Annotated in this window: 12 protein-coding genes; 1 reads left to right on the forward strand and 11 read right to left on the reverse strand. The window is 70.3% G+C overall.

Going from position 1 to position 13,773, the window contains the following annotated elements; genetic code table 11:
• Positions 1–362: 362 nt before the first annotated feature.
• The gene (locus tag IFR14_RS04805) at positions 363–944 is read right to left on the reverse strand and encodes a nitroreductase family protein (RefSeq protein WP_191940425.1); all 582 of its coding nucleotides are present in this window, start codon (positions 942–944) and stop codon (positions 363–365) included.
• Positions 945–1,024: 80 nt separating this feature from the next.
• Positions 1,025–3,121 carry an acetate--CoA ligase gene (gene acs, locus IFR14_RS04810; RefSeq protein ID WP_191940426.1) on the reverse strand — a complete coding sequence of 699 codons (2,097 nt, stop codon included), beginning with the start codon at positions 3,119–3,121 and terminating at the stop codon, positions 1,025–1,027.
• Between the two features lie 174 nt (positions 3,122–3,295).
• Here acs and IFR14_RS04815 point away from each other — a divergent pair, with 174 nt between their 5' ends.
• Positions 3,296–4,237 carry an NADP-dependent oxidoreductase gene (locus IFR14_RS04815; RefSeq protein ID WP_191940427.1) on the forward strand — a complete coding sequence of 314 codons (942 nt, stop codon included), beginning with the start codon at positions 3,296–3,298 and terminating at the stop codon, positions 4,235–4,237.
• Positions 4,238–4,531: 294 nt separating this feature from the next.
• On the opposite strand, the gene IFR14_RS04820 is transcribed toward IFR14_RS04815, so the two are convergent.
• From IFR14_RS04820 to IFR14_RS04860, 9 genes are all read right to left on the reverse strand, one after another.
• A complete protein-coding gene (locus IFR14_RS04820) occupies positions 4,532–4,876 on the reverse strand; it encodes a hypothetical protein (RefSeq protein WP_191940428.1) in 345 nt (114 codons plus the stop codon).
• 177 nt (positions 4,877–5,053) lie between these two features.
• A complete protein-coding gene (thrC, locus tag IFR14_RS04825) occupies positions 5,054–6,499 on the reverse strand; it encodes a threonine synthase (RefSeq protein WP_191940429.1) in 1,446 nt (481 codons plus the stop codon).
• A gap of 92 nt (positions 6,500–6,591) precedes the next feature.
• Positions 6,592–7,701, reverse strand: coding sequence for a threonine aldolase family protein (locus IFR14_RS04830; protein WP_175116455.1), 1,110 nt, complete (start codon positions 7,699–7,701; stop codon positions 6,592–6,594).
• 161 nt (positions 7,702–7,862) lie between these two features.
• Positions 7,863–8,300, reverse strand: coding sequence for a hypothetical protein (locus IFR14_RS04835; RefSeq protein WP_191940430.1), 438 nt, complete (start codon positions 8,298–8,300; stop codon positions 7,863–7,865).
• Positions 8,297–9,448, reverse strand: coding sequence for an ABC transporter permease (locus IFR14_RS04840; protein ID WP_342365641.1), 1,152 nt, complete (start codon positions 9,446–9,448; stop codon positions 8,297–8,299). Before IFR14_RS04840 ends, IFR14_RS04835 begins: the two co-directional genes overlap by 4 nt.
• On the reverse strand, positions 9,445–10,329 hold the full coding sequence (locus IFR14_RS04845) for an ABC transporter ATP-binding protein (RefSeq protein ID WP_137242383.1): 885 nt from the start codon (positions 10,327–10,329) through the stop codon (positions 9,445–9,447). The genes IFR14_RS04840 and IFR14_RS04845 overlap by 4 nt, the downstream gene beginning before the upstream one ends.
• Before the next feature lie 187 nt (positions 10,330–10,516).
• Entirely contained in the window at positions 10,517–11,521 is a 1,005-nt protein-coding gene (locus IFR14_RS04850) for an aldo/keto reductase family protein (protein WP_191940431.1), read from the reverse strand.
• Between the two features lie 63 nt (positions 11,522–11,584).
• Positions 11,585–12,292, reverse strand: coding sequence for a response regulator (locus tag IFR14_RS04855; RefSeq protein WP_191940432.1), 708 nt, complete (start codon positions 12,290–12,292; stop codon positions 11,585–11,587).
• Positions 12,289–13,692, reverse strand: coding sequence for a sensor histidine kinase (locus IFR14_RS04860; protein ID WP_191940433.1), 1,404 nt, complete (start codon positions 13,690–13,692; stop codon positions 12,289–12,291). The genes IFR14_RS04855 and IFR14_RS04860 overlap by 4 nt, the downstream gene beginning before the upstream one ends.
• Positions 13,693–13,773 lie beyond the last annotated feature (81 nt).

Genomic DNA, 13,773 nt, shown 5'->3' on the forward strand with positions numbered 1-13,773 from the left:
GCGGTGTTCCAAGGGGTCGGCGTCTGGGCGATAGCCCGCCTGTCACGCGGTGCAACGGAGCCGGATACGTCGCGCGATTGGTGGCGTCTGACGGAACGAGCTTCGATGAGCGCTCTCGCTGCCCTGCTCGCCGGTCTCGCGACGGTCAGCATGATCGTCTACGGGGCCCACTGGGGCGCGACTGGAGAACTCATCTTGCGATCATGCGTGGGAGCAGCCTTGACTGCGTTGTTCATCGTGTCGGCTATTGGACTGCGTCGTCACCGGCCTAGCCCGAGCGATGACGGATGAGCCCCGCGAACGACGACTGCGCAGCCCGGCGGACCGGACTGCGCAGCGTGGTGGTGCAGGAACCGAGCGGACTACTCCTGGACGATCACGAGGTCGGCGAGGGGACGACGCTCACGCGGCGCGGTCTCGCGGTCGCGGAGCATGCCCTCGGGCAGGAGCTCGGGGTCGCCGAGCTCGCCGAGCGCGGTGACGGTGAACGGCACGAGGCCGTCCGGCAGTGAGAACGCCTCCCGGATGCCGTCGGCGGAGAAGCCGGCCATCTGGTGCGCGAAGAGACCGTCGCTGTGGGCCTGGATGCTGAGGTGCGCCATCGCCTGGCCGAGGTCGTAGATGGCCCAGGGACGCTCGTTGCCCTCGTCGTCGAGGGTCTCGGCGACGGCGACGATGAGCGCGCCGGCCTGCGCTGCCCAACCGCGGTTGAAGGCCACCAGCTGCTCAGCGATCGTGTCGAACGTGGCGGTCCCCTTGGTGCCGACGATGAACCGCCAGGGCTGCACGTTGTTGGCGCTCGGCGACCAACGCGCGGCTTCGAGGGCCGAGGCCATCTTCGCGGCGGCGACGGGCTCGCTCACGAAGGCGCGGGGGCTCCAGCGGTCGGCGAGGACGTCGAGGATGGGGGCGTCGGTCTGGGCGGTACGGGTGACGATGGACATGCGGTCTCCAAGCGAAACAAGGGAAGTGGACAGAGGTTGCGTCGCCGTTGACGATGGATGCAACTGCATCGATCGGGGCGCTATTCCCGGGCTCGAGGGGTCCGTGCAGCAGTGACGATCTCCGCGATCCGGTGCGGGGCCGCTTCGTCCTGCAGTGACGTCGTGTCGCCGAGGGCCCGCTGGTCGACGATGTCGCCGAGCAGACGCCGCATGATCTTCCCCGAGCGGGTCTTCGGGAGGTCTGGGACCACGAAGACGTCGCGAGGCTTCGCGATCGGGCCGATCTCGTTCGCCACGTGGGACCGCAGGGCCTCGCGGAGTGCCGCAGAGCGCTCCAACCAGTACGCCTCGCCGTCCGCCTCCGGCCCGTGGGACCGCGAGGACGGGATGACGAACGCGGCGATCGCGCTCCCCGTGATCGGGTCGTGCACGCCGACCACGCCGGCCTCGCCCACGTGGGGATGCGACACGAGGGCCGACTCGATCTCGATGGTCGACAGGCGGTGGCCCGAGACGTTGATGACGTCGTCGACGCGCCCGAGGACCCAGATGTCGCCGTCTTCGTCCCACTTCGCGCCGTCGCCGGAGAAGAAGTAGCCCTGCTTCCAGTACTTCGCCCAGTACGAATCGCGGTAGCGTTCCGGGTTGCCCCAGACGGTGCGCGCGAGCGACGGCCCGAAGCGGCTGACGACCAGATACCCGCCGGATCCGTACGGCACCGTCTCGCCGTCCTCGTCGACGACCAGCGCCTCCAGGCCGGGGAGTGCGCGACTGCCGGAACCCGGCTTGATCGTGGTCGCGCCGGGGAGCGGTGCGATGACAGCCGACCCCGTCTCCGACTGCCACCAGGTGTCGACGACCGGGGTCTCGCCGCGCCCGATGCGCTCGCGGAACCACATCCAGGCCTCGGGGTTGATGGCCTCACCGACGGTGCCGAGGAGCCGGAGGGTCGAGAGGTCGTACTCGGCGGGCGGCCCCTCGGGGAACCAGGTCATGAGGGTCCGGATGAGCGTGGGCGCCGTGTAGTACGTCGTCACGCCGTAGCGCTCGATGATCTCGAAGTGCCGCGCCTGGTGCGGGGTGTTCGGCGTTCCCTCGTAGATCACCTGGGTGAGCCCGTTCGAGAGCGGACCGTAGATCTCATAGGTGTGTGCCGTGACCCAGGCGAGGTCGGCGGTGCACCAGTGGACGTCGTCGTCCTTGGCGTCGAAGATCGCCCAATGGGTCCAGGACGCCTGCGTGAGATAGCCGCCTGACGTGTGGACGAGTCCCTTGGGCTTCCCGGTGGTGCCGCTCGTGTAGATGATGAAGAGCGGGTTCTCCGCATCGAACGCCTCGGGCTCGTGGGTGTCGGCGGCGACACCCACGGTGTCGTGCCACCAGACGTCGCGACCGGGGGTCCAGGGCACGTTCGGCGTCTCGTCGCCCGTGCGTGCGACGACGAGCACGTGCTCGACGGACGGCACACCGTCGACGGCGGCGTCGGCGTTCTGCTTGACGGGGACGGCGGTACCCCGGCGGTACTGGCCGTCGGTGGTGATGAGCAGCTTCGCCTCGGTGTCCTCCACCCGGAAGCGCAGCGCCTCGGCCGAGAACCCACCGAACACGAGGGAGTGGATGGCGCCGATGCGGGCGACGGCGAGGGTGGCGATGACCGTCTCGGGGATGACCGGCAGGTAGATGACGACGCGGTCGCCCTGGCCGATGCCGAGTGCCGTCAGGGCGTTGGCCGCCTTCGCGACCTCGCGCTGCAACTCGGCGTAGGTGATGGAGCGGCGGTCGCCCGGCTCTCCCTCGAAGTGGAGGGCCACTTTGTCGCCTCGTCCGGCGTCGACGTGCCGGTCGACGCAGTTGACCGCCACGTTGAGCGTCCCCCCGGCGAACCAGATGGCGGCGGGGACGGTGAGTTCGGGCTCGGGGTCCGATGGGTCGGACCCTTCGACCGGCCGAGCCGGGTCCCAGGTGTGCGCCGTCTCCCACGGGGTGACCCAGTCGAGGCGTCGGGCCTGCTCCTCCCAGAACGCCACCGGGTCGGCGGCCGCGCGAGCCCACTCCTCCGGGCCGACGTTCGCCGTCTGGGCGAGGTCGGTCGGCGGGGCGTAGCTGCGCGTCTCGGCGAGGAGGTTCGCGATCGTGGCGGCGGGCGCTGCGGACGTCGATCCATCAGTGGGAGGCATGCTGCAACGCTACGCGGGAGGCCGGTGCCGGTGCCATCCGCGGGTCATGCGGCGTCACGGTCCGAAGGTTCCGAGGGGCTGTGGAGGAGCGTCGGGAGTAGCCTCGAAGGGCCGCCGCGATGCGTGGCGGACGTCGATCAGGGGTGCGCAGGCGCATCTCGGGAAGGGAACGACATGGCGACCGTCATCCAGTACCAGGAACTCGGCTCGGCCGACGTCCTCGAACTCGTCGAGGTGCCGACGCCTCAGGCGGGCCCCCGTGAACTCGTCGTCGAGGTGCGCGCCGCGGGCGTGAACCCGATCGACTGGAAGCTCCGCAGTGGTGTCCGCGGCGGCGAGCTGCAGGGCACCCGACGCGTCGGGAGCGACGGCGCCGGGGTCGTCGTCGAGGTCGGCGACGGGGTCGAGGGCTGGTCGATCGGCGACGAGGTCGTCGTCGTCAACGCCTCCGGGACGTACGCGACCCACGTCGTCGTCACGCCCGACCAGATCATCCGCAAACCGGCGGCCATCTCCTTCGAGGAGGCGGCGGCGATCGGCATCCCCGTGAGCACGGCCTACCAGGCGCTCCGGTCGCTCGGCGTGACCGAGGGGACGACCCTCCTGATCCACGGTGGATCGGGCTCGGTGGGGCACGCCGCCGTGCAGTTCGCCGTGGCGTGGGGAGCGACCGTCGTCGCCACCGCGAGCGAGGGGAACCACGCACGCCTGCGGGAGCTCGGGGCGATCCCCGTCACCTACGGTCCCGGGCTCGTCGAGCGCGTGCGCGAGGCGGCCCCGCAGGGCGTCGACCGCGTGCTCGACGCCGTCGGCACCGACGAGGCGCTCGAGGCCTCGTTCGAGCTGGTCGAGGACCGGCAGCACATCGGCACGATCGTCGTCGGTGCGAAGGCGGCCGGCCTCGGGATCCAAGCGTGGTCCGGCGGCAACCCGCTCCCGCTCACGTCGCAGGAACAGGCCTGGCGGGCGGAGGCGATCCCGGCGGTCGCGTCCCTCGTCGAACAGGGGCGCTTCAGCTTCGAGCTCGGCACCGTCCGGCCTCTCGCCGAGGCCGCCGAGGCGCACCGCGAGAGCGAGTCGGGTCACCCGAGCGGGAAGCTCATCCTCATCCCCTGAGCGCCCTTCGACAGGCTCAGGGACCGGGGGTGGCTGGGGCGGGAGTGCCCTTCGTACAGGCTCAGGGACCGGGGGTGGCTGGGGCGGGAGCGCCCTTCGACAGGCTCAGGGACCGGGGGTGGCTGGGGCGGGAGTGCCCTTCGTACAGGCTCAGGGACCGGGGGTGGCTCGGGCGGGAGCGCCCTTCGACAGGCTCAGGGACCGGAGCGACTTGAGCGGGAGTGCCCTTCGACAGGCTCGGGGACCGGGGTGACTTGAGCGCGAGCGCCCTTCGACAGGCTCAGGGACCGAGCGCTACTCCGGGCCCTCGCCGAAGCTGTCGCCGACGGGAGCGCGGTCGGCGAGGTCGTCCTGGTCGTCGAGGTCCTCGACGGCGTCCTCGGTGTCCGAGTCGTCGTCCAGACCCGCGTCGCCGACGACGTCGTCACCACCGACGCCGTCGCCGGCGTTGCTCAGGCCGCCGTCACCGGGGGCCGCGTCGTCGGCCGAGCGGTCGACCGCACCGCCGTCGGGCACGACACCGCCGACCGAGCTGTCGGTCTGGTCCTCGCCGGGCACGTGTGCCTGGGCGCCCGGGCCGCCGTGGGCGAGGGCTTCGCGTTGGGCGTCTGCTGCTGCTGGATCCATGGGAGTGCTCATGACGGCAGCGTAGGCCGGACGCCGAGACGTCGCAGGGGCTTGGCTCAGGGACGCCGGACGCCTATCCTCCGTGCTTCCCGCCGGACCCGACGCGGTGTCGACAGCACGGTGCCCTTCGACAGGCTCAGGGACCGGGACAGGCTCAGAGACCGGGGCAGGCTCAGGGACCGGGGTGGGTCAGCGGCCGGTGTGCTCCACGATGATCGCCTTGATGCGGTCGACGTCGGCCGGCACGATCTCGAAGCGCTGCTCGAGCCCCTCGATGCCCTCGAACGCCTCGGGACGCTCCGGCTCCTCGCCGAGCGCCTCGCGGACGATCTCGGCGAACTTCGCCGGAAGCGCGGTCTCGAGCACGAGCATCGGCACGCCCTCGCGCAGGTGGCGACGGGCGACCGTGACGCCGTCGGCGGTGTGCGGGTCGATCGTGACGCCGTAGCGCTCGCGCACGTCGCGGATGGTGGCGACGCGGTCGGCGTGGGTGCTGCGACCGGAGACGAAGCCGAACTCGATGATCCGCTCGAACTCGGGCGTCCCGGAGAGGTCGAACCCGCCCTCCTCGTCGAGGGACCGGAACAGCTCCCCGAGGCGGGTCGCGTCCTGACCGACGAGGTCGTAGAGGAAGCGCTCGAAGTTCGACGCCTTCGAGATGTCCATGCTCGGGCTGGAGGTGTGGTGCGTCTCGGCCGCCGAGCGCGGGCGGTACACGCCCGTGCGGAAGAACTCGTCGAGGACGTCGTTCTCGTTCGTCGCGACGACGAGCTGGTCGATCGGGAGCCCCATGGAGCGGGCGATGTGCCCGGCGCAGACGTTGCCGAAGTTGCCGGACGGCACCGAGAACGACACCTTCTGGCCCGGGCCGTCCGTCGCGAGCAGCCAGCCGTGCACGTAGTACACGACCTGCGCGACGACGCGGGCCCAGTTGATCGAGTTGACCGTACCGACGGCGTGGAGTGCCTTGAACGGAGCGTCCTTCGAGACGGCCTTCACGATGTCCTGGCAGTCGTCGAAGTTGCCCTCGACGGCGAGGTTCACGATGTTGTCGTCCTGGAGACTGAACATCTGCGCACGCTGGAAGCTGCTCATGCGGCCGTGCGGGCTCAGCATGATGACCCGGATGCCGGTCTTGCCGCGCATGGCGTGCTCGGCCGCGCTCCCGGTGTCGCCGGACGTCGCGCCGAGGATGTTGAGCTCGTCGCCGCTCTTCGCGAGTGTGTACTCGAAGAGGTTGCCGAGCAGCTGCATCGCCATGTCCTTGAAGGCGAGCGTCGGGCCGTTCGAGAGGCCGAGGAGCTGCAGCTCGGTGCCGCCCTCCTCGCCGAGGGCGCGCAGCGGGGTGATGAGCGAGGCGTCGTCGCCGGCGCGGCCGTTCGAGTACACCTCGGCGGTGTAGGTGCGACGGGTGATGTCCTGGAGGTCGGCTGCGGGGATGTCGTCGGCGAACTTCGACAGCACGGCGAACGCGAGGTCGGCATAGGACAGCTCGCGCCACGACTCGAGCTCGTCAGCGGTCAGCTGCGGGTACTCGGCCGGGAGGTACAGGCCGCCGTCCGGGGCGAGCCCGCCGAGGAGGATGTCCGAGAAGTGCTGGGGCAGGTCGTGGCCCCGCGTCGACTGATAGTGCATGACCGTCTCTCTCATCCGGTTGGAAGCCCGATCTCCAACCTTGCCATATCGGGGGTCGACGCGCAGAGGCCCGCCGTCATCGTGACCGGCCGCTACGCGCGGGCGAGTTCCTCGCGGATCGCGGCGACGAACGCGTCGATGTCGTCCTCCGTGGTGTCGAACGAGCACATCCAGCGGACCTCGCCCTTCGCGGCGTCCCAGTCGTAGAAGCGGAAGCGTTCGCGCAAGCGGTCGGGGACGCCCGCCGGCAGGGTCGCGAACACCGCGTTGGCCTGGGTCGGCTGGCTGAAGCCGAGTCCCGGTGCCTCACCGGCGGCGATGAGGGCCTCGAGGGAGGTGCGGAGGCGCGCGGCCATCGCATTGGCGTGGGTCGCGGAGCGGAGCCAGAGCCCGTCGCCACCGTCGGCCGCCGGCTCGAGCAGGGCGATGAGCTGCGCCGCACCGAAGCGCATCTTGGACGCCAGCTGCATGTTGAGCTTCCGCAGGTAGACGAGGCCCTCCGACGCCGACGGTTCGAGCACGACGATGGCCTCGCCGAACATGAGCCCGTTCTTCGTCCCACCGAAGGACAGCACGTCGACGCCGGCATCGGCGGTGAACGCGCGCAGCGGGACGCCGAGGGCTGCGGCGGCGTTGGCGATGCGGGCGCCGTCGAGGTGCAGCTTCATGCCGTGACCGTGCGCGTGGTCGGCGATCGCGCGGATCTCCTCGGGCGTGTACAGGGTGCCGAGCTCGGTGGTCTGCGTGATCGAGACGACGAGCGGCTGTGCACGGTGCTCGTCGCCCCAGCCCCACGCCTCGCGGTCGATGAGGTCGGGCGTGAGCTTGCCGTCGGGGGCGTCGACCGTCAGGAGCTTGATGCCACCGACCCGCTCCGGCGCGCCGCCCTCGTCGGAGTTGATGTGCGCGGTCGACGCCGAGATGACGGCACCCCAGCGCGGGAGCATGGACTGCAGACCGACGACGTTCGCTCCGGTGCCGTTGAAGACGGGGAACACGGCGACGTCGCGGCCGAAGTGATCGGCGAAGACCTCGTGCAGCCGACGGGTGTAGTCGTCCTCGCCGTAGGCGATCTGGTGGCCACCGTTGGCCGCCGCGAGAGCGTCGAGGATCTCGGGGTGGACGCCGGAGTAGTTGTCGGAGGCGAAGCCACGGATGCTGGTGTCATGCAGAGAGTCGGTCACTGATCCATCCTCGCGCATGCCACACGCAGCTTCCGTGCATCGCGGGCCGACTTCCTGCGTGCTCGGGTCGCCTTCGAGCATGTTCACAATTCAGGAGCGCCCGGGCGTGGCGCCCCCGCACCTTGCGTGTCGGCGGGGACGCGCCGAGGCGCTCCTGAATTGTGAACCGAGAAACGAGGTCAGTCGGCGGCGTGACGCGGGCCGTCGGAGGAGGGGACGACCTCCTCGGGCACGGCGTCGATCGCGGCGTCGACGTCGGCGTGCGCACCGGGCTCCGGCTCCGCGTCCGGGGTCTCCTGCGCGAGCGCGTGCTCGTAGGCGAGCGCGTGCACGGCGATCGAGGAGGCGACTGCGGCCTGCTCCTCGTCTTCGGCGGAGGACTGAGCCGGCTGCTCGGACGCCAGCGCGGCGGCCTGCTCGGGCGTCAGCCGGGCGTCCTGGTCCTCCTCGTCCTCGTCCACGAGGTCGAGCACGATGGGCTCGTCGCCGTAGATGTCGCCCGCGGGATCGCCCGCGAGCGGGGCCGGCGCGGGGAGGCGCTGCTCGGCGTCGAGGAACTGCTTGGCCTCGAATGCACCCGGGTTGAAGACCTCGTCGATCCCGCCGAGCCCGCTCATGCCTTGAGCGCTTCCGAGAGTTTGACCCGACCACCCATTTTCAGCAGCGAGTTCTCGTAGATCCGCGAGCCGACGAGGATGACGAGCGCCGCGGTGACCGCGAGGATCAGCAGGGACAGGATCGGCTCCCACCACTGCGCCGAGCCGACGAAGAGACGGACGGGCATGCCCACGGCTGCCGAGAACGGCACGTAGGACATGATCGTCATCACCACCGGGTTGTCGTTGAAGAAGATGACGGCGAAGTACGGGATCATGATCAGCATCGTAATCGGGGTCGTCGTCGAACCGATGTCCTCTTGACGTGACACCAGCGATCCGGCAGCGGCGAACAGCGCCGCCAGCAGGATGAAGCCGAGCACGAAGAACACCACGAACCAGACGACCGGGGTCCCGAGGCCGGCGAGCAGCTCTGTCTGGCCCGTCACCGTCAGCCCGATCACCGACAGCGCCGCGATCGCCAGGATCTGCCCGAACGCCAGGATGCTGTTGCCGAGCACCTTGCCGGCGAGGAGCGCCTTCACGGGGATGGCGGACATGAGGATCTCGACGACGCGGGTCTGCTTCTCCTCGACGACGCTCTGCGCGATCGACGCCCCGAAGGTGGTGGCGGAGACGAAGAACACGAGACCGAACCCGAGCGACACGATGTAGAGCAGGAAGCCCGCGGAGCCGTCCGCGTCGGGATCGAGGATGGTGACCTGCGGCTGCGCGCTCAGTTGCATGATGAGCGTGTTGGAGGCCTCGGAGTCGAAGATCACCTGGACGCCGGTGGGGTTGTCGTCGGTGGCCGGTGCGATCGCCGCCTCGACGTCGCCCGACTTCACCAGGGCCTCAGCTGCGGCGACGTCGGTCGCCTCGGTCACGTCGAAGGTCTTGCCGTCGACGAGTCCCGCACCCGCGTTCCCGACGACCGCGACCTTCGTGGTCTCCGAGGCGGTGTTCTTCGCGAGGAACCCACCGACGACGATGCCGGCGAGGATCACGAGGAGCAGGATGCCCGTCGAGATGAGGAAGGTCTTGCTGCGCAGACGCATCTTGACCTCGCGCTCGGCGACGAGACCGATGCTCTGCACGAGGCTGGGGGAGGCCGGGCCGGAGCGACGACGACCGGCGGGCTGGATCGGGGACTCGGTTGCCGTGGTCACTGGATGACCTCCTTGAAGATCTGGGCGAGGGTGGGTCGGAGGGGGGCGAAGCTCGTGACGTCGCCCTGGGTCAGCGCCTCACGGAGCACGGCCTGCGCCGCCTGGGCGTCGTCGGCGTCGAAGAGGGCGTAGCCACCGTCGAAGTCGACGACGGAGATGCCCGGACGCTCGCGCAGCCAGCCGGTGTCGGCCGCGGTGAGCAGCTCGTAGCGGTTGCCGGCGTGGGCTTCGCGGAGGGACTCGCGCGAGCCGGAGGCGCGGATCCTGCCACCGGCGATGATCACGAGGTCGTCGCAGAGGCGCTCCACGATGTCGAGCTGGTGACTGGAGAACAGGACGGGGGAGCCGTCTGCGGCGAACTCGCTGAGCACCCCGACGACCACGTCGACCGCCATCGGGTCGAGGCCCGAGAACGGCTCGTCGAGGACGAGGACGTCCGGGTCGTGGACGAGCGCCGCGGCGATCTGCGCCCGCTGCTGGTTGCCGAGCGACAGGCTCTCGAGGGCGTCGTTCCGGCGCTCGCCGAGGCCGAGGCGCTCGAGCAGTTCGCCGGCGTTGCGCTTGGCGGCGTGGGTCGTGAACCCGTGGAGGCGGGCCAGGTAGACGAGCTGTTCCTCGACCCGCATCTTCGGGTAGAGGCCGCGCTCCTCCGGCATGTAGCCGAACCGGCGGCGGTCTTCCGGGGTGAGCGGGGTGCCGTCGAGGGTGACGGTTCCGGCGTTCGCGGCGAGGACACCGAGCAGGATGCGCATCGTCGTCGTCTTGCCGGCGCCGTTCCCGCCGACGAACCCCGTCATGCGGCCGGGGGCGACCTGGAAGCTGACGTCGTCGAGCACCTTCCGCTCGCCGTACGACTTGTCGATGTGGCTGAGTTCGAGCATCGGCCGCCTCCTGTGATCTGCGTGCTGGACCGAGTGTCCTGCGTCGGGTTCTCCCGGTATGACGATCACGCTACGCGGCGTGGTGTGCCACCGGCATCCGCCGTAGGACGGGTTGACGCGACGACGCCCGGTCCCCTTCTCCGTCGAGTGGGGGATACCGGGCGTCGTGGACCAGCCGAGCGCTGGATCAGGCGGGGCGGGACTCCGGGGAGACCGTCTTCGAGGGGTCGGTCTCGGCGACGGAGCCGATGGCCTCGTCGATGCGGGCGATGACCGTGTCGTCGAGCTTCACACCGGCCGCGGCGGCGTTCGCGGTGACCTGTTCGGGACGCGAGGCCCCGACGATCGCACCGGCGATGTTGTCGTTGTGCAGCACCCAGGCGAGCGCCAGCTGCGCCATGGTGAGGTCGAGCTCGTCGGCGATGGGCTTCAGCTGCTGGACGGCCGTCAGCACCTCGTCGTCGAGGAAGCGCTTGATGGTGTCGGCGCCGCCCTTCTCGTCGGTGGCCCGGCTGCCCTGCGGGAGCTCTGCGCCCGGGAGGTACTTGCCGCTGAGGACGCCCTGCGCCACCGGCGACCAGACGATCTGGGAGATGCCGAGTTCGCGCGAGGTCGGGACGACCTCCTCCTCGATGACCCGCCACAGCATCGAGTACTGCGGCTGGTTCGAGATGAGCTGGAAGCCCAGCTCCTTGGACAGGGCGTGGCCGGCGCGCAGCTGCTCGGCGTTCCACTCGCTCACGCCGATGTAGAGCGCCTTGCCCGCCCGGACGACGTCGGCGAAGGCCTGCATCGTCTCCTCGAGGGGCGTCTCGCTGTCGTAGCGGTGGGCCTGGTAGAGGTCGACGTAGTCGGTGCCGAGACGCGTGAGCGAACCGTCGATCGACTCCATGATGTGCTTGCGCGACAGCCCGACGTCGTTGTGCCCCTTCGGGCCGGTGGGCCAGTAGACCTTCGTGAAGATCTCCAGGCTCGCGCGTCGTTCGTCCTTGAGGGCGTCGCCGAGCACCTGCTCAGCCGCCGTGTTCGCGTAGGCGTCGGCCGTGTCGAAGGTGGTGATGCCGGCGTCGAGGGCGGCGCGAACGCTCGCCGTGGCGACGTCGTTCTCCACCTGCGAGGCGTGGGTCAGCCAGTTGCCGAAGATGATCTCTGAGATCTTGAGTCCGCTGTTGCCGAGGTATCGAAATTCCATGGTCGTCACGCTACTCCTCGCATCCGACCGACCGACGGGGTTGCGCGGAGACGGAGCGAACCCTCAGCTGCGCGGCGACGCCAGCCCGTGCTCGTAGGTGTAGATGACCGCCTGGATGCGATCACGGAGGGCGAGCTTCTGCAGCACCTTCGAGACGTGCGACTTGACGGTCGCCTCGCCGACGAAGAGCGTGGTCGCGATCTCCTGGTTGGACAGGCCCTGGGCGACCAGCTGCAGGACCTCGCGCTCGCGCTCCGTCAGCTGCCCGTATTCGGCGCCGGTCGTCGGTCCGGCCGGGACGGTGCGATCCTCCACGGCGTCCTCGACGGCGGGGGCCTGCCTGGTGAACCCCTCGATGACCCGGCGGGTGACCGCCGGCGAGAGGAGCGCCTCCCCGCCCGCGACCACCGAGACCGCGGCGACGAGTTCCTCCGGCGAGGAGTTCTTCAGGAGGAACCCGCTCGCACCGGCACGGAGCGCCTCGGCCAGGTAGTCGTCGCGGTCGAAGGTGGTGAGGATGAGGACGGCGGCGTTGGTGTCCGGATCCGCGACGATCCGACGGGTGGCCTCGAGGCCGTCCATGCCCGGCATCTGGACATCCATGCAGATCACGTCCGGCGCGAGCGTCGTTGCGAGCGCGACGGCCTCGGCGCCGTCCGACGCCTCGCCGACGATCTCGATCCCGGGCTGCGAGCCCAGGATGATGCGGAAGCCCGCACGCAGCAGCTCCTGGTCGTCGACGAGGAGGATGCGGGTGGGCTGCTCGGTCATGCCTGGTCCTTCGTGGTGGTGGTCTGGGGTCGTCCTGCGGCGGCGGAGGCGAGGCGGGCGTCGGCGATGGACGCGGCGACGGGCTCCATCGCCTGGTCGCCCGGCCGGCCGAGCGGGATGGCGGCCCGGACGAGGAAGCCGCCGCGGGCTCGTGCCCCGACCTCGAGGACGCCACCGGACGACGCCACGCGCTCCCGCATCCCGATGAGTCCGAGCCCACCGCGCCGGGCCACCGTCGGGACGGTCCCCGTGTTCGTGACCTCGAGCTCGACCGCGTCGTCCAGATAGCGGAGCCTGAGTTCGGCCGTCGCCGTGGTACCGCCGTACTTGCGGGCGTTCGTGAGCGCCTCCTGCGCGATCCGGTACAGGTTGAACGACACGACGGCCGGGATCGGGACCGGTGTGCCCACGAGTTCGAACCTCGTCGGCAGCCCGTTCGCCGTCGACTCGTCGGCGAGCCGGCCCAGCTGGCCGACGCCGACGGTCGACGGGCTGCTCTCCTCGTCGGTCGGTTCGCCGTGCGCGCGGAGGGTGCCGAGCATCTTGCGCAGCTCGTCGATCGCGCTCCGTGCGCCGAGCTCGACGTTCGTGAGCGCATCCCGCGCGGCGGCCGGGTCGGCATCGAGCACGGTGCGCGCGGCGCCGGCCTGGACCCCCATGACCGAGACGTGGTGGGCGACGACGTCGTGCAGCTCGCGCGCGATCCGCACCCGCTCGAGGGCGACCGCCTGGCGGGCGGACCGGGCGCGCTCCGCCTCGAGCTCGGCCGTGCGCTGCTCGAGCGCCGCCCGTTCCCGGGAGGACTGGTACACGCGCTCGCCGAAGAAGTACGCGGCTCCGAAGTAGAGGATGTTCGTCAGGATCTGGATGAGGATGAACGCCACGAGGGGCGAGAAGAGCCCCACCCGGGAGAGGCTGGGCAGCGCGTCGGGGTCGGTCGCCTGGATGAACATGGAGACGAGCAGCCAGACGAACATGGCGACGATGATGAGCACGCGGACGAGCGCAGCGCGACGTCGGTTCGGAACCCATGCCCCGACCGTGTAGATCGCGAGGAACAGGGCGATGTTCGTGAAGAGGACCTCGGGTACGAGCACCGTGCCGCCCACGATGAACATGACGGCGACGACGATCGAGACGGAGCACGGGAAGCGGCGACGGAACGCGAGCGGCGCGGTGATGCCGATCGCCCAGAGGACGGACGCCCACATCGGTGCGGGCTCGGGGTAGAACCCGGCGATCGTGTACAGCGTCAGGCTGAGGAGGGTGCCGACGCCGAGGGCGATGGCGAGGATGATGTCGGATCGCTGTTCCGACGGCGTCGCGGCCGGACGCCGCCACTCGGCGTCGTAGGGGTCGACCGGGCGTTCCTCCTGCTGGTCGACGGCGGGCTCGCTCATGCCGTCCACGCTAGCGCGACGCCCCGCCGGGGACATCCGTCGAGCGACGGAGCGCGGCGGTCCGGCACTCGAACAAGAGCC

This window comes from Plantibacter sp. CFBP 8775 (assembly GCF_014839505.1).
GTDB lineage: Bacteria > Actinomycetota > Actinomycetes > Actinomycetales > Microbacteriaceae > Plantibacter > Plantibacter auratus.